Below are 21,577 nucleotides of genomic sequence, written 5' to 3'. Positions count from 1 at the left end.
CGCCCCCCAGGCACGCCTCACTCCCGCGTACCCGACACCTGTGAGACACCCATGCCCACTGACGACTCCCCCCTGCCCCCGGAGAGTTGGCGCTGGTCCGAGCGCACCTGGCGCGGACACGTCGACGCCGTGCGCGCCGGCCGACGCCTGGTGCCCGCCGACTGGCCCGACGGAGCCAGGGTCGCGGTCTGCCTCTCCTTCGACTCCGACCACGAGACGATCCCGCTGCGGGACGGGGAGACCAGCCCCGGCCGGCTGGCCCAGGGCGAGTACGGCGCTCGCGCCGGCGCCCCCCGGATCCTGGAACTGCTCGATCGCCGGGGCGTCCCGGCGACCTTCTTCATGCCCGCCGTCTCGGCCCTCATCCACCCCGAGGAGGCCCGCGCCTACACCCGCGACGGCCACGAACTGGCCGTACACGGCTGGATCCACGAGCGGAACACCCTGCTGGGGCGGGAGGACGAGCGGGAGCTGACCGCGCGTGCCCTGGACACCCTGACCACGTTGACCGGACAACGGCCGGTGGGGGTCCGTACGCCCTCCTGGGACTTCTCCGACTCGACCCTGGACATTCTGCTGGACCTGGGCTTCGCCTACGACTCCTCGCTGATGGCGGACGACGAGCCCTACGAGGTGGTGGCGGACGGACGGCCCACCGGGCTGGTGGAGATCCCCGTCGACTGGATCCGGGACGACGCGCCCTACTTCACCATGGACCGCTACGGCTCCGTCCGGCCCCACAGTCGCCCCCGGGACGTGGGGGAGATCTGGGCGGACGAGTTCGACGCCGCCTACCGGGACGGCGGGGTCTTCCAGCTGACCCTGCACCCCCACGTGATCGGTCACCGTTCCCGACTGGTGGCCCTGCGGGAGCTGTTGGACCACATCGCCGCCCACCCCGGCGTCTGGTACGCCACCCACGCCCAACTCGCCGAGGTCGCCCGCGACGTACTGCGCGGACGGACCACCGCCCGTCCCTCCCCCCTCTCCCCGGAGCACCGCTCATGAGCACCACACCCAAGGACCCCGCCGGGGCGCCAGGCCCCCAGGGCACGGCCCCCCTCACCCACCGGATGACCGGCGCCCAGAAGAAGGCCATCGTGGCCGGCACCATCGGCAACACCGTCGAGTGGGTCGACTGGGCGCTGTACTCGATCTTCGTGAAGATCATCGCCGACGAGTTCTTCCCCAAGTCCGACGGGGCCGTGGCTCTGCTGTCCACCCTCGCGGTCTTCGCGGTCGGCTTCGTGATGCGCCCGATCGGCGCCGCCGTGCTCGGCGCCTACGCCGACCGCCACGGCCGCAAGAAGGGCATGACGCTCACCGTCGGACTGATGGCCGGCGGCGCCTTCGTGATCGCCCTGACCCCCTCGTACGAGACCATCGGCATCCTCTCCCCGCTGGTGTTGCTGCTCGCCCGGCTGATCCAGGGCTTCTCCGCCGGCGGCGAGTTCGGCTCCTCCTCCGCCTTCCTCGTCGAGTCGGCGGCCCGGGGCCGACGGGCCTTCGCCGGGTCCTGGCAGCAGGTGTCGGTCGCCGGGGGCGTCCTCATCGCCTCCCTGTTGGGCACCCTCACCACCTCCACCCTGAGCGACGACGCCCTGCACTCCTGGGGCTGGCGCCTCGCCTTCGTCGCCGGCGGGCTGCTGGGGCTGGTCGGACTGTGGCTGCGGGTCTCGGTGGAGGACACCGAGTCCTTCCACCGGATGCGGGAGACCGGGACCACCCGTACCAACCCCATCAAGGCCATGTTCGTGGAGCACCCCGGGGCCACCCTGCGGGTCGTCGGCATCACCGTGGCAGGCACCCTGACCTACTACATCTGGGTCAACTACCTGCCCACCTACGCCAACCTGACCACCGGCATCCCGCTGGGTACGGCCCTGCTGTCCCAGACCCTGTGTCTGCTGATCTTCGTCGTCGCCCTGCCCTTCGTGGGCCTGCTGTCGGACCGGGTGGGCCGCAAACCGACCATGGCCTGCTTCGCCGGCGGCTTCGTGGTCCTCGCCTGGCCCCTGCTGCACCTGCTGGGGAACAGCTTCCTCAGCGTCTTCCTGGTCCAGCTCGTCGGCATCCTGCTGATCCTCGGCTACTCCGCCAACTGCGCGGTGATCATGGCCGAACAGTTCCCCCCGGAGGTGCGGGCCACCGGCATCGCCCTCCCCTACGCCCTGGCCGTCGCCCTCTTCGGAGGCACCGCGCCCTACGTGACGACCTGGATGCACGACAACGGCGTCAGCCACCTGCTGTGGATCTACGTCTCGGCCGCCTCGCTGATCTCCCTGGTCGTCTACCTCACCATGCCCGAGACCCGGGACAAGGAGTTCAGCTGATGCCCCACGTCCTGGTCACCGGCGCCACCGGAGGCATCGGCCGGGCCATCGCCGAGGAGTTCGCCGCCCGGGGCGCCGTCCTCACCCTCACCGACCGCCACCACGACGCCCTCCAGAACGCCGCCACCCGGCTCCGCGTCCCCACCGTCGCCCTCCCGGCGGACCTGGGCGCACCCGACGCCCCCGCCACCCTGGTCGAGGACGCCTGGGCCGCGCACGGGCCGGTGGACGTGCTGGTCAACGCGGCCGGCCTCTACCCCTCGCTGGACATGGCGGAGTTGGAGGCCTCCAGCTGGGACCGGCTGTTCGCGGTCAACCTGCGGGCCCCGGTACTGGCGACGGCGGCCTTCGCCCGCCTGGCCACCGCCCGGGGCCGCCCGGGCTCGGTGGTCAACATCTCCTCGGGCGCCGCCCTGCGCGCCCGCCCCGGTGGGGGCCCGTACGCCAGCTCCAAGGCGGCGCTGGAGATGGCCACCCGGGCCGCCGCCCTGGAACTGGGCGCGCACGGCATCCGCGTCAACGCCGTGAGCCCCGGCTTCATCCCGGTGGACAGCGACTGCAACCCCGTCTCCGAGGAGTACGCCCGGGCGGTCGGCGCCAACCCCCTGGGCCGCCCCGGCCACCCCCGCGACATCGCCCGGGCCGTGTGCTGGATCGCCGGCCCCGAGGCCTCCTGGGTGACCGGTGAGGTGCTGCGGGTGGACGGCGGCTCCGGTACCGGAGCCGCGTTCCTGCCCCGCATCTGGGAACCCGGCGACCCGGCCCCCTCCCCCGACCCGAACCCGGCGGGCCCGGCCACCCCGGCCGCGCGCACCACCTCAGCCACCACGGAAGGACGCCCCCGATGAGCGAGGAGCCCTCGACTCCCGCCGAGTACACCCCGTCCAGCGAACCCGCCGAGCCCGCCCGGTCCACCGGGCGAGTCGGATCCGCCGGCTACACCGTCGTCGGCGCCGGGGCGATCGGCGGCACGCTCGCCTTCGCCCTCGCCCGGGCCGGCCACCCGGTGACCGTCGTGGACAGCGACCGGGCCCATGTGGAGGCCATCCGCGCCCACGGGTTGGTGATCGACAGGGGCGCCAGCCGCGAACGCGTCACGGTCACCGCGACCACACCGGAGGACTTCCCGGGCCCCCTGGGGCGGGTGCTGTTGGCGGTGAAGGCGCAGGCCACCGGGGCGGCACTGGACTGGATCGCCCCACGCCTGGCCCCGGACGGCTGGGTGGTCTCCCTCCAGAACGGCTTCAACGAGGAGCTGATCGCCCAGCGGGTGGGCGCGGACCGTACGGTCGCCGCGTTCGTCAACATCTTCGCCGACGTGGTGGAGCCCGGCGTGGTCCTGGACGGCGGCGCCGGGGCCCTGGTGGTGGGCGAACCGAACGGCGCCCCGGTCAGCGCCCGGATCCGTGAACTGGCCACGGACCTGGGCAGTTGGGGCACCGTGGTGGCCAGCGCCAACGTCGAGGGGTACCTGTGGGCCAAGGCCGGTTTCGGCGCCATGCTGGCCGCCACCGCCCTCGCCGACGCCCCGATGGCCGACCTCATCGACCGCCACCGGCCCGCGATGGCCGCCGTCGCGGCGGAGGTGTACCAGGTGGCCGGCCGGCTGGGCATCACCCTGGAACCCTTCGACGCCTTCGAGCCGTCGGCGTTCGTGGCCGGCGCGGAACCCGGGGCACGGGACGCCGCCTTCGACCGGCTCACCGCCTGGCTGCGCACCCAGGTCAAGGACCGCAGCGGCATCTGGCGTGACCTGGCGGTACGGAACCGCCCGGTGGAGGCCACCACCCACTACGCCCACGTCTTCGCCCACGCCGACCGGTCGGGCCTGCCCACCCCGCTGCTGCGCGCGGTGCTGGACGACCTACGGGAACTGGAGGGCGCCCCCGGGGGGATGGCGGAGGCACGGCTCGACCGGCTGGACCGTCTCGCCGCCTCCCCGCCCCCGGACCTGGGCCCGGACCGGGCCGAGGCACTGAGGGCCTGGCTGGAGGAGCACCGGGAGGACATGGTCGCCGACCTGGCCGCGTACACCTCCCAGGGCAGTGCCAGCGACGACCCGGCCGCGCTGGACAACTGCCTTGAATGGTTGCGGAGTTGGCTGGACGACCGGCTCGGAGCGCCCGAGGCGGAGGAGAGGTCACCGCGCGCGGACAGCGGTGACGTCCTGGTACGCCGGTACGCCGCCCGGGGAGCCACCACCGGCGACCCGCGTCCGGTGCTGCTGCTGGCCCACTACGACACGGTGTGGCCCACCGGCACCCTCGACACCTGGCCCTTCCACCGGGACGGCGACCTGGTGACCGGGCCCGGGGTCTTCGACATGAAGGCCGGACTGGTCCAAGCGGTGTGGGCGCTGCGCGCGCTCACCGCGCTGGGGCTGCCCCGGCCGGCCTGCACCCTGATGCTCAACGGCGACGAGGAGACCGGCAGCCTCGCCTCCTCCGGGGCGATCGTGGCGGAGGCGGCGGACAGCAGGCTCGCCCTGGTCTTCGAGGCCTCGGCCGACGGCGCGATCAAGACCGCCCGGAAGGGGGTCGGGCTGTTCTCCCTCACCGTGACCGGGCGGGAGGCGCACGCCGGGCTGGACCCGACGGCCGGGGCCAGTGCCGTGGAGGAACTCGCCCACCAGATCCTGGCGTTGGCCGCCCTGCGCGACCCCGACGCCGGTACCTCGCTCAACGTGGGGGTGGTGGAGGGCGGTACCCGCAGCAACGTCACCGCCGGGCGGGCCGTGGCCCACCTCGACGTACGGGTCGCCTCCGCCGCCGAACGGGAGCGGGTCGGGGCGGCGCTGGCCGCCCTGGCCCCGGTCGACCGGCGGACCCGGCTGGAGGTCGGCGGCGACTGGAACCGCCCGGTCTTCGAGCGTACGGAGGAGGTCGCCGCCCTCGCCGACCTGGCCCGTGACTGCGCGAAGGCGTTCGGGCTCGAACTGTCGGAGACCTCGGTGGGCGGAGCCAGCGACGGCAACTTCGTGGTGGCCCACGGCACTCCCGTACTGGACGGCATGGGCGCCGTGGGCTCGGGGGCGCACGCGCGGTCGGAGAACGTGTCGGTGGCGGGGATGGTGGAGCGTTCCGCGTTGACCGCCGCCGTGCTCACCGTCCTCGCGGTGGACGACGCGCCGCACCAGGGCCTGGCGTTCGGATCACCACGAGGCCGGGCGGTGTCGCCGTAGGCCGCTGAGGGCCGGCCCACCCCACCAGAACGCGCTCACCGACCTCCACGCGACGCCCCGAACCGGCCGGCTCCGGCGGCAACGTGAGCCCGGTGACGGCTCCCGAGGAGGTGCGGAACCGGCTGCAGGAACACGGCGCCCGCCCGGTAGGTGTACCGGGCGGGCGCCGTGTTCCTGGAGTCGATCCGGGAGGTGATCCGGTGCGGGATCAGATGCCGCAGCTGGGGGCCGACCACAGGCGGCCGTCACCGCCGGCGACGTGGGTGTGGTCGTCGTGGCCCGGGTAGCCCGGGCCGAGGATCTCGGTGAAGCCGTGGTTGCGGGCCGCCTTGGCCAGGCCGCAGAAGCCTTGCGAGCCGGCGCCGAGGTCAGCGGCGTGGCCGTACATGTGACGGCTGTTGGGGGCGCCGCCGACCGCGCTGTTGCAGGAGACGCTGCGGAAGCCGCCGTTGACGGTGATCGGCTTGTCACCCATGGCGTGCCGCATGGCCTGGAGCTTCCACATGGTGACCAGGGCGTTGGACTTGGCGGTGGCGGCGCTCACCTTGCCACCGGACCAGTCGGAGTTGCAGCGGTTCAGCTCGCCGTAGGTGAAGTTGACCGGGGTGCAGTCGTCGTCCTGGAGTTCGTAGATCTTGTTGAAGGTCTGGGGGCCGGCGACACCGTCGGCGGACAGGCCGTAGGCGGACTGGAAGCGCTGCACCGCGGCCTTGGTGGCCGGGCCGAACTGCCCGTCGATGGCGATCTGGCTACCGGTTCCCGGGTAGCCGGCGACCCGGATCTGCAGCTGACGGACGGCCTCGCCGGAGGCACCCTCGCTGAGGTTCCCGCTCCAGGTGTAGCAACCGTCGGTGATCTTCGCGTCAGCGGTCTTGGCGGGTGCCGGACCCGTGAGGGCGGACACCGCCGAGGGGGCGGCGAGCATCAGACCCACTGCCGCGACTACCGACAGCAGCACTCTGACAGAACGTGAACTCATGTGGGGTTGCCTCTCCCTGAAAGGTGGCACCGAACAGAACCGAATGGCGATGCATGAGATTGGCCGCGTTCCCAGGCATTGTCAAGAACGCGTCAAGAAACAGTGATAGCGAACGCCTCGGAGTGACATCCACGGGAAATACGCCCTGGTCACTCCATGTACGGCAATTCCCCCAGACCGCTGGGATTCCCCTGGAACCCCCGAAGTGGGGACTGTTCACCAGGCGAGGGAAACAGCCGGGGACCACGCCAGGAGCACGGGGCCGAGGGCCGGTACGGCGCGTGTCCGCCCGCCGTACCTTCGCCTCCGCAAGGGCCGGGCCGGAACAACGCCGCTTCGAGGGCGGGCGTTCGCGGCGCCCGGCCCCGCCCCGTGTCCTCGGCCCCCACCCCTGCCGGACGACCGGCACCGTTCCGCGCCCGTGGGCACCCCCGGACCCGCTTCACCTTCGCGACCGGCCGGTGCACACGACCCCCGTCCTGCCAGGGCCACCGGCCCGCCCGGGCAGCCGGCCGGTGTGCGGGCCCGGCCGCGAAGCGCGACAGTGGACCGGGGACGACCGACGAACGCGCCGGACCGCCGCGCCCGACGGCCGGCGTGCGGGAGGCGGCAGGTGTGAACGACCACCACGCGGACGGCACCCACGGTGACCGCTCGCCGAAGGGCGACGGCGACCGCCTGGCCACGTACCGCGCCAGGAGGCACTTCGACCGCACCTCCGAGCCACGGGGCGAGCGGGGTCCGGGCGGCCGGGAGCCGGTGTTCGTGGTCCAGATCCACCAGGCCCGCGCCCTGCACTTCGACTTCCGCCTGGAGGTCGACGGCGTGCTGAGGTCCTGGTCGGTACCGAAGGGCCCCTCGGCGGACGTCCACGACAAGCGGCTGGCGATGCCGACCGAGGACCACCCCCTGGACTACCGGGAGTTCGAGGGGGTCATCGCCCGGGGCGAGTACGGGGCGGGCACCGTCATCATCTGGGACGAGGGCACCTACGCGCCCCTGGCGAGCAGCACCACGGAACGCGGGCGCACCTTCGCCGAGGCCCTGGAGCGCGGGCACGCCACCTTCCGCCTGGACGGCAGCAAGCTGCGCGGCGCCTACGCCCTCACCCGTTTCCGGGGTGGGCCGGACTCCACCGAGCGGGAGGCGTGGCTGCTGGTGAAGAAGAAGGACGCCCGCGCCGGTGGCCGCGACGCCCCCGACCCGCTGCGCGCCCGTTCGGTACGCACCGGCCGTACTCTGCGCCAGGTCGCCGCCGACGAGCGGGACGACTGACCTCGGGGCCCTCCGCGCGGGGCGCCCGGACGCCGGGGCGCCCGCTCTGCCGGGAGCCCCTCGGTGTCCGGGCGCGGGAAGGGAATCCGCCCCCGGCTGGTTACACCCGGCGTGCCCGACGGAGATCGACACCCGCGCGGGGGCGCCCAACTGCCGTGGCGCCCACGCCAGTTGGCGCACCGGTACGCCGGGCACACCGAACTCCCCGAGGTCGCCGGCGCGTTCAGCGTTCCGGCGGCCCGACGGGCGTGGTGGAACCGCCCGGGAGTCACGCGCCGGAACGGACACCTTCAACGGATTGGTGACATGAGCACTCTCGAAGACCTCGGCCAGCGCATCACCCGGACCCTGGGACGCCCCTTCAGCGTCGGCGACCTGACCCTTCCGCACCGTGTGGTCATGGCGCCGATGACCCGGCGCCACGCCCCCGGTGGCGTGCCGGGACCCGAGGTGGCCGCGTACTACGCCCGCCGTGCGGAGGCGGGCGTGGGGCTGATCATCACCGAGGGCACCTACATCGACCGGCCCCAGGCCGCCGACCACCCGGACGTGCCACGCCTGTACGGCGAGGCGGCCTCCACCGGGTGGGCGCGGGTCGTGGACCGGGTGCACCAGGCGGGCGGGCGCATCGTGCCCCAGCTGTGGCACACCGGGGTCACCGGCACCGGTGGGGAGGACTCCCCCGACGTACTCGTGGAGAGTCCCTCGGGCCTGGCCCTGGACGGCTCCGCCAAGGGCACGGCCATGACGCTGGAGGACATCGACGAGGTCGTCGCCTCCTACGCCCGGGCGGCGGCGAACGCCCAGCGGCTGGGCTTCGACGGGGTGGAACTCCACGGGGCGCACGGCTACCTGATCGACAGCTTCCTGTGGGACCGGACCAACCGGCGCACCGACGCCTACGGCGGTGACCCCGTCTCCCGGGCCCGGTTCGCCGCCGAGACCGTACGGGCCGTCCGGGAACGGGTGGGCCCCGGTTTCCCGGTGGTGTTCCGGTTCTCGCAGTGGAAGGCCGGCCACTACGACGGGCGGCTGGCCGACTCCCCCGGGGAACTGGAGCGTCTGCTCGCCCCGTTGGCCGAGGCGGGGGTCGACGTCTTCCACGCCTCCACCCGTCGTTTCTGGCAGCCGGAGTTCGCCGGCGAGGACCTCAACCTGGCCGGCTGGACCAAGCGACTCACCGGCCGGCCGACGATCACCGTCGGCTCGGTCGGCCTGGACGGGGCGTTCCTCGGCCAGCGGGAGTCGGAGGGGCAGGTGGGAGTCTCCAGCGACCTGGAAGCCCTGGTGGACCGCATGGAACGCGAGGAGTTCGACCTGGTGGCCGTCGGCCGGGCGCTGGTCGCCAACCCCGACTGGGCGGCCAAGGCCCTCGCCAACCGCCTGCACGAGACGGTGCCCTACGAGCGTTCCCTGTTGAGGACCCTGTACTGAACCGGAGGGCCGGTGCCCGACCGGCCAGCCCATCCCAACGAGGGTGGGCGCGCGGCCGGGAGTGCCGGTACTACCGGGACCGCCGTCCACCGGCGCACCGTGCCCGCGAGCCGTCCACCGGACTCGGCGCCCTCCCCCGTACGCCCGGAACGGCGCCCGGGCGTACGGGAGTCCGGGCACCCCCGGCGGCGTTGGCGTTCACTCGCGTCGGACCATCCGGGCGCGGTCGGCCGGGGGCGCGGTGGGGGTGGTGGTCTCCAGCGACACCGCCCGGGCCGGTACCAGCCCCAACTGGACGGCGTGCCGGGGCAGTACGGCGTCCAACAGCCAGTCGGCCGCCACCCGGGAGCGGTTACCGGGCTGGGAGAGCAGGTGGTAACCCCTGGTCACGGCCGCCGCCAGCGGACCGGAGAAGGGCACGTGCAGCGGGTTCGCGGCGGCGTCCGCGCCCCCGAGGTCGACCATGAAGCCGAGGTCGTGGTGCCGGTAGTGCCGCAACCGGCCGTGGCTGAGGGAGGCGATGATGTTGTGGGCCGCCAACCGCCCCTGCCGGTGGGCGTGTTGGGCGGTCATGGCCGTGAGGTTCCCCGGCCGGGTCAGGTCCGGGACGGCGGCGGCGTCCCCGCAGGCGTAGACCTCCGGGTGGGTCGGGATGCGCAGGGCGGCGTCCACGCACAGCCGTCCGCGTTCGGTGGGCAGGCCCAGGGAGGCGACGAAGGGGTCGGGGCGTACGCCCACGCACCACACCAGGGTGCGGCTGCTCACGAAGGTGCCGTCGCTCAGCTGGACGCCCTCCCCGGTGGCTTCCCGTACCGACACCCCGGTGCGCACGTCGACGCCCCTCTCCCGCAGCACCCGGTCGGCTGCGCGGGAGAGGCGGGGGTCCAGCTCGGGCAGGATGCGGTCGGCGAGGTCCACCAGTACCCAACGTGGCCGGGGCCCCTGCCCCAGCGCGGCGCTCTGCCGGTGCAGGGCGTCGGTCAGCCGGACCCCCTGGGCGGTGACCTCGGTCCCGGTGTATCCGGCGCCCACGACGACGGCCGTGGTGCGGGCCTCACGCTCGGCGGGTGAGGGGGTGACGGCGGCCATCTCGGCCTGCCGGATCAGGTGGTCGCGGAGGTGGAGGGCCTCCGGTATCCCCCGGAAGCCGTGGGCGTGTTCGGCCACGCCGGGGATCGGCAGCAGCTTGTTGACGCTCCCGACGGTGAGCACCAGCCGGTCGTAGCCGAGCCTTCCGGGTACGCCCTCGGGGTCGGTGTAGCTGACGGTGCGGCGCGCGGGGTCGAGCCCGTCGGCCTCCCCGAGGACCAGGGTGACGCCCTTGAGGGTGCCGGTCAGGGAGACGGTGACCCGGCGGGGTTCCAGTGCCCCGGCGGCCACGTCGGGGAGCAGGGGCAGGTAGAGGAAGTAGTCGTGGGGGTTGATGATCACCACCTCGGCGGCTCCACGGGTTCGCCGCAGCAGTGTCCGGGCGCACTGGTAGCCGGCGAAGCCGGCGCCGACGATCACGACACGTGGACGTTTCCGGGGCATGGGCTGCTCCTGTGGTCGGAGGTCTTGCCGGTCGTTCGGGGTGGCCCGCCTCCCGGAGGAGGTCGGGCGCGCGGAGCCCGGGTCAACGGTGGGACCAGTGCCAGTCGGCGACCTCGGGCAGGTCGGTGCCGTGGCGGAGCACATGGCGCCGGTGCCGCTCGCGCATGTCGACGGCCCGCTGCCGTACGGTCGCCGCGCGGGCCCCGAGTCCCTCGGTACGGTCCACCACGTCCCGCACCAGGTGGTAGCGGTCCATTCCGTTGCGGACGACCATGTCGAAGGGGGTCGTGGTGGTGCCGGACTCCCGGTAGCCCCGTACGACCAGCTGGTCGTGGACCGCCCGGGAGTAGGTCAGCCGGTGCACCAGCCAGGGGTAGCCGTGGTAGGCGAAGATCACCGGGCGGTCCCGGGTGAAGACGGTGTCGAAGTCGGCGTCGGACAGTCCGTGGGGGTGCTCGGAGGGGCTCATCAGCCGGGCCACGTCCACCACGTTGACCACCCGTACCGCGAGGTCGGGCAGCCACTCCCGCAGCAGGTCGGCCGTGGCCAGGGTCTCCTGGGTGGGCACGTCGCCCGCGCAGGCGAGGACCACGTCCGGCTCGCCCGCGCCCTCGGTGCCGGCCCACTCCCAGATGCCCAGCCCCCGGGCACAGTGGTCACGGGCGTCCTCCAGCCCCAGCCAGTCGAAGCAGGAGTTCTTGCCGGCGACGATCACGTTCATGGTGTCGCGGGTGCGTAGCGCGTGGTCGGTCACGCACAGCAGGGTGTTGGTGTCGGGCGGGAGGTAGACGCGCACCACGTCGGGGCTCTTGCTGAGGACGTGGTCGATGAAGCCGGGGTCCTGGTGGGAGAAGCCGTTGTGGTCCTGACGCCAGGCGTGCGAGGTCAGCAGGTGGTTGAGGGCGGCGACCGGTCGCCGCCACGGCACCCGTCGGGCGCTGTGCACCCACTTCACGTGCTGCGACACCATGCTGGAGACCAAATTGGTGAACGCCTCGTAGGAGGCGAAGAGTCCGTGCCGGCCGGTCAGTACGTAGCCCTCCAGCCACCCCTCGCACAGGTGCTCCGAGAGGACCTCCAGCACCCGTCCGTGGCGGCCCAGGTGCTCGTCGGTGGTCAGCTGTTCGGCCTGCCAGCCCCGGTCGGTGGCGCCCCAGACGGCGGAGAGCCGGTTGGAGTCGGTCTCGTCCGGGCCGAACAGCCGGAAGTCCCGTTCCTCTTCGGTGGCTCGCATCAGCTGTTCCAGGTACGCCCCCAGTACCCGGGTCGGCTCGTGTGCGGAGGCGCCTGGCCGTTCGACCGGGACGGCGTGCGGTTCCAGTGGGGGCAGCGGGAGCCGGCGCAGCAGTCGGCCGCCGTTGGCCTGGGGCACCGAGCCCAGCCTCCGGTCTCCCCCGGGCACGAACTCCAGTGCCTGGGGCCGGGGTTGGCCCCGGTGGTCGAAGAGTTGCTCCGGCCGGTAGGAGCGGAGCCAGTCCTCCAGTTCCCGCAGCCGTTTCTCGTCCTCGCGCACACCGGACAGCGGTACCTGGTGGGCCCGGCTGGTGCCCTCGATCTGGAGGCCGTCGACCTCCCGGGGCCCGGACCAGCCCTTGGGGGTGCGCAGTACCAGCAGGGGCCAGTGGGACTGTTCGCGGGGCGCGTCGGGGCTGGCCCGTACCCGCCGGCGTACCGTCTCGATCTGTTCGGCGGCGGTGTCCAGTGCTCCGGCCAGCGCGTGGTGGACGGCGCTGCGGGGGGTGTCCAGGTCGGCGGTGACGAACAGCGGCTCCCATCCGTAGCCGCGCAGCAGGTCGACGAGTTGCCGTTCGGGCAGCCGAGCCAGGACGGTGGGGTTGGCGATCTTGTAGCCGTTGAGGTGGAGTACGGGCAGCACCGCGCCGTCGTGGACCGGGTCCAGGAAGGTGGTGGCCTGCCAGGAGGCGGCCAGCGGCCCGGTCTCCGCCTCGCCGTCGCCGATCACCGCGCACACCAGCAGGTCGGGGTTGTCGAAGGCGGCGCCGAAGGCGTGGGAGAGGGCGTATCCGAGTTCCCCGCCCTCCTGCACCGATCCGGGCACCTCGGGGGAGGTGTGGCTGGGTACCCCGCCGGGCTGGGAGAACTGGGCGAACAGCCGCTCCATGCCGGTGGCGTCCCGGGACACGTCGGGCCACAGTTCGCCGTAGGTGCCCTCCATCCAGGCGCCGGCCAGGACGGCCGCCGCTCCGTGGCCGGGGCCCCAGACCGCCATGGTCGGGGTACCCCGGGTGGTGATCAGCCGGTTGAGGTGGGTGTACAGCAGCGCGAGTCCGGGACAGGTGCCCCAGTGGCCCAGCACCCGGGGTTTGACGTGCTCGGGTCGCAGCGGTTCCCGGAGCAGGGGGTTGGCGCGCAGGTACAGCTGGCCGGCCGACAGGTAGGCCAGGGCGCGCCAGTGGGCGTCCAGCGCCTGGATCTCCGGGTCACTGAGCGGGTGGTCGTGGGGGGTTCGCGAGGTCAGGTCGTTCGCCATGGGAGCCGGGTACCGGGCGACGGCGGTTTGACACCCTCCGCAGCGCGTCGTTCGCCACCGATCGCCGCCACCGGGCCGCACCGGCCGGTTCCGGTGGAGCCGACGTACCCGGTTTACGGGAGGGCGGGGCGGCCACCCGTCCGAGGCCGTCTGGCGTGCGGACCCGTTTGGCGTGCGGACGGACGCGCGTTACACCGGGACTGTGGCCACGAACACCCCCAGTGGAGGAGGGCCGCCGGGATGCTGAAGCGCACCAACCCCCTGTACGAGTGGCAGCGTCTGATCGATCGGTCTCGTGGCGCCCCTCCGCCGAGGTCCGGTGAGCCGGTGGAGGCCTGGTGCGACGGGGACACCTTCCTGGTGGACGTCGATCTGCCCGGGGTCCCCCGGGAGGCGATCGGGGTCAGCGTCGACGGGGACGTGGTCACCGTACGGGCGGAGCGCGGCCCCCACGACGAGGTGGGCCCGCGCGAGGGCGGCGCCGAGGCCAGACGGCCGGCGCGGACGTTCAGCCGACGGGTCCCCCTCGGCAGGGCCCTGGACGTGGACCGGGTGCGCGCCTCCTACGAGGGCGGGGTGCTGCGGCTGCGCATCCCCCTGGTGGACCGGGCCGCGCCCCGCCGCACCTCGCGGTCCGGCCACGGCGCGCGCCCGGGCCACTGACCGACCGACCCGCCAGGTCACCCGAGTCACCCGCGACCGACCACGAAGGCGTCGATGCGGTACGAGGAGTTCCTCGCCCGGGTGCGAGAACGAGGAGAGTACGGGAGCCCCGACGAGGCCCGGGAGGTCACCCGGGCCGTACTGGAGGTGCTGGCCCAGCGGATCACCCCGGACGAGGTGGCGGACCTCGCCTCCCAGATGCCGGGGGACCTGGGCCCGATGCTGACGGACAGCGGGGTGCCACGCGCGGAGGGCTTCGGTATCGAGGAGTTCCACCAGCGGGTGGCCGAACGTACCGGCGCCCGGCCCCGTACCGCCGTGTGGGACGCCAGCGCCGTGCTGACCACGGTCGCCGACGCCGTCTCCGGCGGTGAGGTCGACCAGGTCCTCAGCCAGCTGCCCTCCAGCTACGCGCCCCTCTTCGGCCGGCCCGACCTCGCCGACTGACGCCCACCCCGGCAACCGGGGCTGGTCCCGCCCTCGCCGGGTTCGGAAGGGCGTACCGGTGAGCGTTCGGTGGGGGCCGAGCCCCCTGCTCGGACCCGGCCGCCCCGTACCCCGCCAACTTCCCGACGGCACGGGGCGGTTGGACCCCGAGGGCGGCGCCGTACCCCCGGGCCGCAGCCGAACCGAGGGGCCCGGCCACCATCCGGGGGTCAGCCCGGCGCCCGCTGGTCCGGGGCCGACGTACCCGGGCGGCGTGACTCCGGGGCCCGCCCCGGGCTCGGGCGACCCCACGCCGCGCACGGGTCAGCCGCGACGGGGACACGGGACCGCTCCGGCTGGCGAACCGGAGTGGCCCGGTCCCCTGAGAGGCCGCCCATCAGCACGGCGCTCCCCCGGCCAGGTGGGCCAGCGAGTCCCGTACCCGGCCACTCCACCAGGGCCGGCCCCTCTTCCTCCGATCCGGCGGCGCCGGGAGGGTTTGCGAACCGTGCGACGGGCAACCCGGCGAGGATGGGCCCCGTGACCGAGGTTCCGGTTACGGCTCCCGGTACGACACCCCCAACCCCCGACGCAGAGGGGGTCGAAGCGCATGAACGTGAGAGCGCCACGACGGCGGACCGACGGCCCCGTGCCCTCGCCCGCCCGTTCCGTGGCTCCCACCCGAAGGTGACCGAACGGCACTGAACGTGCCCGGTCACCCGTCCCGAGTACGGGGCAGGGCCTCCGCCCTCACCGGGCGGCATCCTCCCTCCTCGACCTTCCTCTCCACAGCGCCACCCACTCCCTCCCCCGTCTGGTGAGTGATCCTCCGTGAAGCCCCTGTCGTCCCAGCCCGCCACCGGCCGGCGCCGCCCCCACCCCGACCGCCCGGACACCGAGGCCGCCTTCGCCGAACTGGCCCGCACCACCGACCCGGACACCCGCCATCATCTGCAAGAGGACCTCGTTCACGCCTGGCTCCCCATGGCCCGGCGGCTGGCCCGCCGCTACCGCGAACGCGGCGAGGACACCGAGGACCTCCAACAGGTCGCCGCCCTCGGCCTCACCAAGGCGGTACAGCGCTTCCAGCCCCAACGCGGCCACGCCTTCGAGAGCTACGCCGTCCCCGTCATCACCGGCGAGCTGCGCAAACACTTCCGGGACCACACCTGGGCCGTCCACGTCCCCCGCCGCGTCCAGGAACTCCGCAACCGCGTCCGCACCGCCACCCGTGATTGGCAGACCCACGCCGGACGCGACGCCACCACCGACGAACTCGCCGAGTACCTGGACCTCACACCCGAAGAGGTACGCCAGGGACAGCAGGCGCTGCACAGCTACCGCACCCTCTCCCTGGAAGCCGCCCCCACCGACCCCGAGGGCGACAGCAGGCCCCTCGCCGACCAGGTCGGTGAGGAGGACTCCCGCTACGAGCGGATCACCCTGTACGAGGCGGTGGAACCCGCCGTACGACGTCTCCCCTACCGCGAGCGTCGGGCGCTGTACCTGCGCTTCTACCGCGAACAGACCCAGAGCGCCATCGCCGAGGAACTGGGCGTCTCCCAGATGCAGGTCTCCCGCATCCTCCGCCAGGTCTGCGCCCGGATACGCCAGGAGGTCGACCCGCTCGAACCCGCCGAGGCCCCGGCGGTTCAGGGCCACGGAGCCACCGGAGACGCCGAGGCGCCCGAGTCCCCGGGCCGGGCCGGGGACTCAGCTCCGCGACAGTTCCAGCCCGTAGAAGGCGAAGAACAGGGCGACCAGCAGCACCACCACGAAGAGCGCGGCGAGGGGAGCCTTCGCCCAACCCCGGCCGGGGTTGTGGCTCTCGTCCGGCCCGGTGAAGGAGGTACCGCCCTCCGCCGGAGGGGTCTCCTGGGGCCCACCTTCTCGGGGCGGCTGCGGAGGCGGTATGGCGCCCGGCTCCGGGTCCGGGCTGGTGTCGTCACTCATGGCGGCCGGGTACCTCGGCAGCCGTCCTCCACACGGGGCCGACGGCGGCCGAGCACCGGGACGTATCCGCCCGGGGAGCGACCGGGAACGACGGCGCACCCCGGTCGGTACGGGAAGCACCGGGCCTCCGCCGTCCCCCACCGGGTCCGGTAACGGGAAGGAGCAGACGATGAGGATCGGACGTACCGGCGCCACACGGGAGTTGAGAAACGGATCGGCCCTGGTCACCGGAGCCTCCAGGGGCCTGGGGCTGCTGCTGGCGGCCCGTGTGGCGCAGCGGGGCAACACGGTCACCCTGGTGGCCCGGGACGAGGGCGAACTGGACCGCGCGGCCCGGTGGATACGTGACCACACCGGCCGCACCCCCTCGGTACGGGTCTGCGACGTCCGCGACGCCCAGCGGGTCGCGGCCACCGTGGAGGAGACCGCCCGCCGACAGGGCGGGCTGGACGCGGTGTTCGCCAACGCCGGCGTCATCCAGGTCGCCCCGCTCCAGGCGCTGGAACCAGCGGACTTCCGCACCACGATGGACGTGATGTTCCACGGCTGTGTCCACACCGCCCTGGCGGCGCTGCCCTCGCTGCGGCAGAGCCCGGTCGGGGGCCGCCTGGTGCTGACCGGTTCCATCGGCGGGCTGCTCGCGGTGCCCCACCTGGTGCCGTACTCCTGCGCCAAGGCGGCCGTGGCCTCCCTCGCCGAGGGCCTGAGCGCCGAACTGTCGGGCAGCGACGTCAGCGTGACGGCGGCGCACCCGGGGCTGATGCGCACCGGCTCCCACCGGCAGGCCGAGTTCGGTGGGCGGCGGGAGGCGGAGTTCGCGTGGTTCTCGGCGCTGTCCGGTACGCCGCTGCTGTCGATGGACGCCGAACGGGCGGCCGAGCGCGTGGTACGGGCGGCCGAGCACCGGCGTACCCGGGTGGTCCTCACCCCGGTGGCCCGCGCCGGGGCGCTCGCCCACGGTGTGGCCCCGACCGCCACCACGGCGCTCAACGGACTGCTGGCCCGGATGCTGCCCTCGGACGGCGCCCCGGAGGACGGCCGGGCCGGGGACACCGCGACGACGGGCTGGCGGGACTGGTTCCGTCGGGCCGGCAGCCACCTCAACGAGCGGGCCGCCCAGCGGTACAACCAGGCCACCCCCCACGAGGGCGCCTGAGCCCGCCACAGCCACCCCGCCCGGTCAGCCGACGATGACCAGGACCGGGGCCGGGACCGGGACGGCATCCAAGGCGGCCGGTACCACCTGAACCCGCCGTGACCGCCTGCGGGCTGAAGCGGCCGAGGTGACCCGGGACCGGGACGGCGTCCAACGGGATCAGCCCACGCAGCGGGTACCCCGGGGGGCGCGACCGGCCGCCACCACACGTGAGCGGCGTCGGGTCGCGCCCGGGCACACGGCGGGTCCGGCGAGGCCGAACGGACCCGGCGCACCGGTGGACCGGCCCGGGTCGGATTGGATTGGAAGGCGCCCCGACGGGCAACCCGGTCGACCTGACCGGTGGAACGACAGGGTGCCCCCGCCCGGTCAGCCGACAGCGAGGGCACCGTGAGCCTGGGAGTGGGACTCCGTGACGACCGCTCGCGAGATCATGACGCCCGGCGCGGACCGTGTCCGCACCGACGAGACCGTGCGGACCGCCGCGCGGCGGACGGCCGCCCCGCGGGTGGACGCGCTGCCGCTCCGCGGCGCCGAGGACGACCGGCTGAAGGGGATGCTCACCGACCACGACGTGGTCACCCGGGTACTGGCCCGGGGGCACGACCCCCACCAACTACGGGCCGGCGAACTCGCCCAGGAGGAGGCGGTGACGGTCGGTGCCGACGACGAGGTGGAGGAGGTCATCGCGACCATGCCCCACCACGGCGTACGGCGTCTGCCGGTGATCGACGGCCACCGGCTGGTGGGCGTGGTCGCCCGGGCCGACCTGGCCCGGGCCCTGCCGGCGCCCGATGTCGGTGAACCGCTCCAGGCCCTGTCGGCCGACTGACGGGCGGACAGGTCCCGTCGACTGACACGTTCGGAGGTGTGTGGCGTGAAGGCTGTGGTGTGGAACGACAGGCACGACGTCCGGGTGGAGGACCGGCCCGACCCGGTCATCGAGGAGCCGACGGACGCGGTGATCCGGGTGACCTCCAGCGGGCTGTGCGGATCCGACCTGCACCTGTACGAGGTGCTGGCGCCGTTCATGACGCCGGGGGACGTGCTGGGCCACGAACCCATGGGCGTGGTGGAGGAGGTCGGCTCCCAGGCGGGTGACCTGGCGCCCGGGGACCGGGTGGTGGTCCCCTTCCAGATCGCCTGCGGCTCGTGCTTCATGTGCGACCAGGGGCTCCAGACCCAGTGCGAGACCACCCAGGTGCGCTCCCAGGGGGCCGGTGCCGCCCTCTTCGGCTACACCAAGCTGTACGGGGCGGTGCCCGGCGCGCAGGCGGAGTACCTGAGGGTGCCGCAGGCCCAGTACGGTCCGGTGCGGCTCCCCTCGGACGTCCCCGACGACCGGTTCCTGTTCCTGTCCGACGTACTGCCGACCGCCTGGCAGGCGGTGGCCTACGCCGACGTCCCCCGGGACGGCACCCTCGTCGTCCTGGGCCTCGGGCCGATCGGTGACATGGCCTGCCGTATCGCCCTCCACCAGGGGGTGCGGCAGGTGATCGGCGTCGACCTGGTGCCCGAGCGGCTGCAACGGGCCCGGGGGCGCGGGGTCGCCGTACTGGACCTGCGCGAACACGAGGGCGAGGGCGAGATCGGCGACGCCGTACGGGAGTTGACCAGTGGTCGGGGCGCGGACAGCGTCATCGACGCGGTGGGGATGGAGGCCCACGGCAACGGGGCGGCGAAGTTCCTCCAGAACGCCGCCGCGATGCTCCCCCAGGGGGTGTCCGAGAAGCTGGCGCAGAACGCGAGCGTCGACCGCCTCGCCGCCCTGCGGGCCGCCATCGACATCGTGCGCCGTGGCGGCACCATCTCCCTCAGCGGGGTGTACGGCGGTACGGCCGACCCGCTGCCGATGCTCACCCTCTTCGACAAGCAGATCCAACTGCGCATGGGGCAGGCCAACGTCAGGCACTGGATCCCCGAGATCCTGCCGCTGCTCACCGACGAGGACCCGCTGGGGGTGGACGACTTCGCCACCCACCACCTGCCGCTGTCGGAGGCGCCCCGGGCGTACGAGATGTTCCAGCGGAAGAAGGACGGCGCGGTGAAGGTCGTCTTCCAGCCCTGATCCCGGTGGGGACCCGGCGGGGACTGCCTAGTCCCACCAGAAGGACCAGGTGTCCTTGCCGACGAGGGACTCGGCGTACCCCTCCAGGGTGTCGGACACGGTGGTGCCCTGCCAGACGGCGTCGGGGCACAGTGCGAAGTGCTCGGCGGCCACCCTCAGCGCCCGCTCGCGGTCGCCGGGCACGCTGGCGACGCTCAGCACCAGGGTGGCGCCCGAGATCTCCAACACCCTTGTGCCGAAACGCCGTTCCCAGTCGGCGAGGACGGCCGTGGCGTCCTCGGTCTCGTAGCCGTGGTTGTTCGGGGCGCTCCAGCCGAGGACCTCCAACGCCTCCAGGCCGGAACCGGCACGGACCAGGCCGAGACGGGCGGACGGCGAACCCTCCAACTCGCCGGCGCGTGCGTCGGCGGTCGCGTCGGGGTCCCGGTCGAACGGCACGGCGGGGGCCAGACCGGGCCAGACGTTCCCGTACGGGGCCGTCACGGCCAACCGCTCCTCCGGGGTGATGTCGTCGTCGGGATCGACGGAGGTGCTGTGCCGCCAGCAGCGGAGAAGCAGCGACTCCACGTCCCCGGTGGAGGGCGGTATGCCCTCCGGCCCCGGGAGGTAGGGCCCCACCCTCTCCCAGCCGCTGGGCCCGTCCTCCTCGTGGTCGGGCGCGGAGAGCAGCAGCGGCCACCATCCGGTGTCGGTGTGCGCGGCACGGGCCCGCGCCCAGGTGCCGGCCGGGGCGGCGCTCCGGGCCACCCACAGCACGGGCATCCCGTCCCGTCCCAGGGCGGGTTGGCCGTCGAGCTGCTGGGTGTAGCCGCCGGGCGGGAGGTCGAAGGGTACGTCGGGCGGTGTGTCCATGGGGTGTTCTCCCGTACAAGGGCCAGGCCGAAGGCCCGGGTTGGGCAGGTGCGGGGGATGCTAGCCGCCACCACCGACACCACCGCCGGCACCCCGACCAGCGGGGGTGTACGCCGAAGGAAGGGGAGTGACAGGAAAGCCCCGGCCCCTGCCACTCCCCCGGGTGGGCCCGCTCGGCCGAGGTGGCCGGGCACCGTCATCCCGTGGACGGCCCGAGGCCCCGGCCCCCGGCTCAGTCCAGCCGGTGCAGACGTTCCCGGGCGGCCCGCAGGCCGCGAGCCCGGCCGAGGTCGGACCAGGGCCTGGACTCGGCGAGTTCGCGTACCGCCTTCACGTCCCGCAGCGAGTAGGCGCGGGGCCCGAGGTCGGGGTCGTCCAGGCGTTCCCAGGGCAGGGGCACGGCGATCGGACCGCCCTCCCTGGCCCGTACCGACCAGGGGGCGACGGCGGTCTGGGCGTAGGCGTTGCGCTGGACGTCCAGGTACAGCCGGTCACCCCGGCGGTACTTGCGGAACGCGGTGGTGAGGGTGTCGGGATGCCGTGCGGCCAGCACCTCGGCCAGCTCGTGGGCGAAGGTCCGGCAACCGTCGAAGTCGGTGCGCCCGTCGAGGGGGACGACGACATGCAGTCCCCGGGAGCCGGTGGACATCAGGGCGGCCGGCAGCCGGAGCTGGTCCAGCAGGTCGCGCACCTGGCGGGCGGCCTCCCGCGCCCGTTCGAAGTCGTCGTGCGGAGGGTCGAGGTCGACCACCAGCCGGTCCGGCCGGTCGGGGCGGTCCGCCCGGGACAGCCAGCGGTGGAGGGTCACGGAGGCCTGGTCGGCGAGGTAGACCAGGGTGGCGGCGTTGTCGCAGACGGTGTGGTTGACAGTGCCGCCCTCCTTGGCGAGTTCGGCTCGGCGCACCCAGTCCGGGTAGTGGGCCGGGGTCTCCTTCTGCATGAAGTGGGGCCGCTCCCCGACCCCCTCGGGGCAGCGCTCCAGCATCAGCGGCCGGCCCCGGAGTTCGGGGACCATGTGGCGGGCCAACCGCGCGTGGTAGTCGGCCAGGTCGGCCTTCGTCAGCCCGTCGCGGGGAAAGAGCACCTTGTCCGGCCGGTGAACCGTGACGGTACGGCGGCCGGCCCGTATCCGCTGGTCACGGCCGCCTCCCGAGGTGCCTCGCGGTGACCGGTGCCGGCGGCGGTTGTCGTCCATGGCGGGCGGGTACCCGGTGCGCGCCGAACATGTACGAC

Annotated in this window: 17 protein-coding genes and 1 pseudogene; 12 read left to right on the top strand and 6 right to left on the bottom strand. The window is 73.6% G+C overall.

Going from position 1 to position 21,577, the window contains the following annotated elements; genetic code table 11:
• Nucleotides 1-51: 51 nt before the first annotated feature.
• From ABZT14_RS19095 to ABZT14_RS19080, 4 genes are read left to right on the top strand one after another with little or no spacing between them, the layout of a single operon-like run.
• Entirely contained in the window at nucleotides 52-1,008 is a 957-nt protein-coding gene (locus tag ABZT14_RS19095; protein WP_356303975.1) for a polysaccharide deacetylase, read from the top strand.
• On the top strand, nucleotides 1,005-2,333 hold the full coding sequence (locus tag ABZT14_RS19090) for an MFS transporter (RefSeq protein WP_356303972.1): 1,329 nt from the start codon (nucleotides 1,005-1,007) through the stop codon (nucleotides 2,331-2,333). Before ABZT14_RS19095 ends, ABZT14_RS19090 begins: the two co-directional genes overlap by 4 nt.
• Entirely contained in the window at nucleotides 2,333-3,181 is an 849-nt protein-coding gene (locus ABZT14_RS19085) for an SDR family oxidoreductase (protein WP_356303968.1), read from the top strand. Before ABZT14_RS19090 ends, ABZT14_RS19085 begins: the two co-directional genes overlap by 1 nt.
• A complete protein-coding gene (locus ABZT14_RS19080) occupies nucleotides 3,178-5,514 on the top strand; it encodes a 2-dehydropantoate 2-reductase (RefSeq protein ID WP_356303965.1) in 2,337 nt (778 codons plus the stop codon). The genes ABZT14_RS19085 and ABZT14_RS19080 overlap by 4 nt, the downstream gene beginning before the upstream one ends.
• Nucleotides 5,515-5,722: 208 nt before the next feature.
• Here ABZT14_RS19080 and ABZT14_RS19075 read toward each other — a convergent pair whose 3' ends face one another.
• Nucleotides 5,723-6,493, bottom strand: coding sequence for a D-Ala-D-Ala carboxypeptidase family metallohydrolase (locus tag ABZT14_RS19075; protein WP_356303963.1), 771 nt, complete (start codon nucleotides 6,491-6,493; stop codon nucleotides 5,723-5,725).
• 615 nt (nucleotides 6,494-7,108) lie between these two features.
• On the opposite strand from ABZT14_RS19075, the gene ABZT14_RS19070 reads away from it, so the two are divergent.
• The gene (locus tag ABZT14_RS19070) at nucleotides 7,109-7,768 is read left to right on the top strand and encodes a DNA polymerase ligase N-terminal domain-containing protein (protein ID WP_356303960.1); all 660 of its coding nucleotides are present in this window, start codon (nucleotides 7,109-7,111) and stop codon (nucleotides 7,766-7,768) included.
• A gap of 306 nt (nucleotides 7,769-8,074) precedes the next feature.
• The gene (locus tag ABZT14_RS19065) at nucleotides 8,075-9,202 is read left to right on the top strand and encodes an NADH:flavin oxidoreductase (RefSeq protein WP_356303957.1); all 1,128 of its coding nucleotides are present in this window, start codon (nucleotides 8,075-8,077) and stop codon (nucleotides 9,200-9,202) included.
• 198 nt (nucleotides 9,203-9,400) lie between these two features.
• Here ABZT14_RS19065 and ABZT14_RS19060 read toward each other — a convergent pair whose 3' ends face one another.
• Complete coding sequence (locus ABZT14_RS19060; protein ID WP_356303954.1) at nucleotides 9,401-10,735, bottom strand: NAD(P)/FAD-dependent oxidoreductase; 1,335 nt, start codon at nucleotides 10,733-10,735, stop codon at nucleotides 9,401-9,403.
• Nucleotides 10,736-10,817: 82 nt separating this feature from the next.
• A complete protein-coding gene (locus tag ABZT14_RS19055; RefSeq protein WP_356303951.1) occupies nucleotides 10,818-13,226 on the bottom strand; it encodes a phosphoketolase family protein in 2,409 nt (802 codons plus the stop codon).
• A gap of 240 nt (nucleotides 13,227-13,466) precedes the next feature.
• Here ABZT14_RS19055 and ABZT14_RS19050 point away from each other — a divergent pair, with 240 nt between their 5' ends.
• The 3 genes and pseudogenes from ABZT14_RS19050 to ABZT14_RS19040 all read left to right on the top strand — a co-directional run.
• A complete protein-coding gene (locus tag ABZT14_RS19050; RefSeq protein ID WP_356303947.1) occupies nucleotides 13,467-13,889 on the top strand; it encodes an Hsp20/alpha crystallin family protein in 423 nt (140 codons plus the stop codon).
• Between the two features lie 54 nt (nucleotides 13,890-13,943).
• The gene (locus tag ABZT14_RS19045; protein WP_356303944.1) at nucleotides 13,944-14,336 is read left to right on the top strand and encodes a DUF2267 domain-containing protein; all 393 of its coding nucleotides are present in this window, start codon (nucleotides 13,944-13,946) and stop codon (nucleotides 14,334-14,336) included.
• 810 nt (nucleotides 14,337-15,146) lie between these two features.
• Nucleotides 15,147-15,923 (top strand): annotated as a pseudogene (locus tag ABZT14_RS19040) (SigB/SigF/SigG family RNA polymerase sigma factor); the annotation flags it as partial.
• 105 nt (nucleotides 15,924-16,028) lie between these two features.
• Here the strand turns inward: ABZT14_RS19040 and ABZT14_RS19035 are convergent.
• Complete coding sequence (locus ABZT14_RS19035; protein ID WP_356304101.1) at nucleotides 16,029-16,268, bottom strand: DUF6480 family protein; 240 nt, start codon at nucleotides 16,266-16,268, stop codon at nucleotides 16,029-16,031.
• 169 nt (nucleotides 16,269-16,437) lie between these two features.
• Here ABZT14_RS19035 and ABZT14_RS19030 point away from each other — a divergent pair, with 169 nt between their 5' ends.
• The 3 genes from ABZT14_RS19030 to ABZT14_RS19020 all read left to right on the top strand — a co-directional run bounded on the left by ABZT14_RS19030 (nucleotide 16,438) and on the right by ABZT14_RS19020 (nucleotide 19,492).
• The gene (locus ABZT14_RS19030; RefSeq protein WP_356303941.1) at nucleotides 16,438-17,424 is read left to right on the top strand and encodes an SDR family oxidoreductase; all 987 of its coding nucleotides are present in this window, start codon (nucleotides 16,438-16,440) and stop codon (nucleotides 17,422-17,424) included.
• Between the two features lie 412 nt (nucleotides 17,425-17,836).
• Nucleotides 17,837-18,256, top strand: a complete 420-nt coding sequence (locus ABZT14_RS19025) for a CBS domain-containing protein (protein ID WP_356303938.1) — start codon at nucleotides 17,837-17,839, stop codon at nucleotides 18,254-18,256.
• A gap of 45 nt (nucleotides 18,257-18,301) precedes the next feature.
• Nucleotides 18,302-19,492, top strand: coding sequence for a zinc-dependent alcohol dehydrogenase (locus ABZT14_RS19020; RefSeq protein ID WP_356303935.1), 1,191 nt, complete (start codon nucleotides 18,302-18,304; stop codon nucleotides 19,490-19,492).
• 27 nt (nucleotides 19,493-19,519) lie between these two features.
• Here ABZT14_RS19020 and ABZT14_RS19015 read toward each other — a convergent pair whose 3' ends face one another.
• Together ABZT14_RS19015 and ligD are read right to left on the bottom strand one after the other, a co-directional pair.
• Nucleotides 19,520-20,344 (bottom strand): DUF4253 domain-containing protein, encoded by an 825-nt coding sequence (locus ABZT14_RS19015; RefSeq protein ID WP_356303932.1) that lies wholly within the window; start codon nucleotides 20,342-20,344, stop codon nucleotides 19,520-19,522.
• A 232-nt stretch (nucleotides 20,345-20,576) separates the two neighbouring features.
• Nucleotides 20,577-21,539 (bottom strand): non-homologous end-joining DNA ligase, encoded by a 963-nt coding sequence (ligD, locus tag ABZT14_RS19010; RefSeq protein ID WP_356303929.1) that lies wholly within the window; start codon nucleotides 21,537-21,539, stop codon nucleotides 20,577-20,579.
• Nucleotides 21,540-21,577: the final 38 nt, after the last annotated feature.

It is taken from the genome of Streptomyces sp. NPDC005438, assembly GCF_040606315.1.
In the GTDB taxonomy this organism is placed as follows: domain Bacteria; phylum Actinomycetota; class Actinomycetes; order Streptomycetales; family Streptomycetaceae; genus Streptomyces.
Note: the sequence above shows the minus strand (reverse complement) of the source record. Positions and strands in the feature narration are given on the sequence as shown.

What these genes read in the sequence shown, in the direction of transcription:
- ABZT14_RS19095 (WP_356303975.1), top strand. Translation starts at nt 52, where the DNA reads ATGCCCACTGACGACTCCCCCCTGCCCCCGGAGAGTTGGCGCTGGTCC.
- ABZT14_RS19090 (WP_356303972.1), top strand. Translation starts at nt 1,005, where the DNA reads ATGAGCACCACACCCAAGGACCCCGCCGGGGCGCCAGGCCCCCAGGGC.
- ABZT14_RS19085 (WP_356303968.1), top strand. Translation starts at nt 2,333, where the DNA reads ATGCCCCACGTCCTGGTCACCGGCGCCACCGGAGGCATCGGCCGGGCC.
- ABZT14_RS19080 (WP_356303965.1), top strand. Translation starts at nt 3,178, where the DNA reads ATGAGCGAGGAGCCCTCGACTCCCGCCGAGTACACCCCGTCCAGCGAA.
- ABZT14_RS19075 (WP_356303963.1), bottom strand. Translation starts at nt 6,493, where the DNA reads ATGAGTTCACGTTCTGTCAGAGTGCTGCTGTCGGTAGTCGCGGCAGTG.
- ABZT14_RS19065 (WP_356303957.1), top strand. Translation starts at nt 8,075, where the DNA reads ATGAGCACTCTCGAAGACCTCGGCCAGCGCATCACCCGGACCCTGGGA.
- ABZT14_RS19060 (WP_356303954.1), bottom strand. Translation starts at nt 10,735, where the DNA reads ATGCCCCGGAAACGTCCACGTGTCGTGATCGTCGGCGCCGGCTTCGCC.
- ABZT14_RS19055 (WP_356303951.1), bottom strand. Translation starts at nt 13,226, where the DNA reads ATGGCGAACGACCTGACCTCGCGAACCCCCCACGACCACCCGCTCAGT.
- ABZT14_RS19050 (WP_356303947.1), top strand. Translation starts at nt 13,467, where the DNA reads ATGCTGAAGCGCACCAACCCCCTGTACGAGTGGCAGCGTCTGATCGAT.
- ABZT14_RS19045 (WP_356303944.1), top strand. Translation starts at nt 13,944, where the DNA reads ATGCGGTACGAGGAGTTCCTCGCCCGGGTGCGAGAACGAGGAGAGTAC.
- ABZT14_RS19035 (WP_356304101.1), bottom strand. Translation starts at nt 16,268, where the DNA reads ATGAGTGACGACACCAGCCCGGACCCGGAGCCGGGCGCCATACCGCCT.
- ABZT14_RS19030 (WP_356303941.1), top strand. Translation starts at nt 16,438, where the DNA reads ATGAGGATCGGACGTACCGGCGCCACACGGGAGTTGAGAAACGGATCG.
- ABZT14_RS19015 (WP_356303932.1), bottom strand. Translation starts at nt 20,344, where the DNA reads ATGGACACACCGCCCGACGTACCCTTCGACCTCCCGCCCGGCGGCTAC.
- ligD (WP_356303929.1), bottom strand. Translation starts at nt 21,539, where the DNA reads ATGGACGACAACCGCCGCCGGCACCGGTCACCGCGAGGCACCTCGGGA.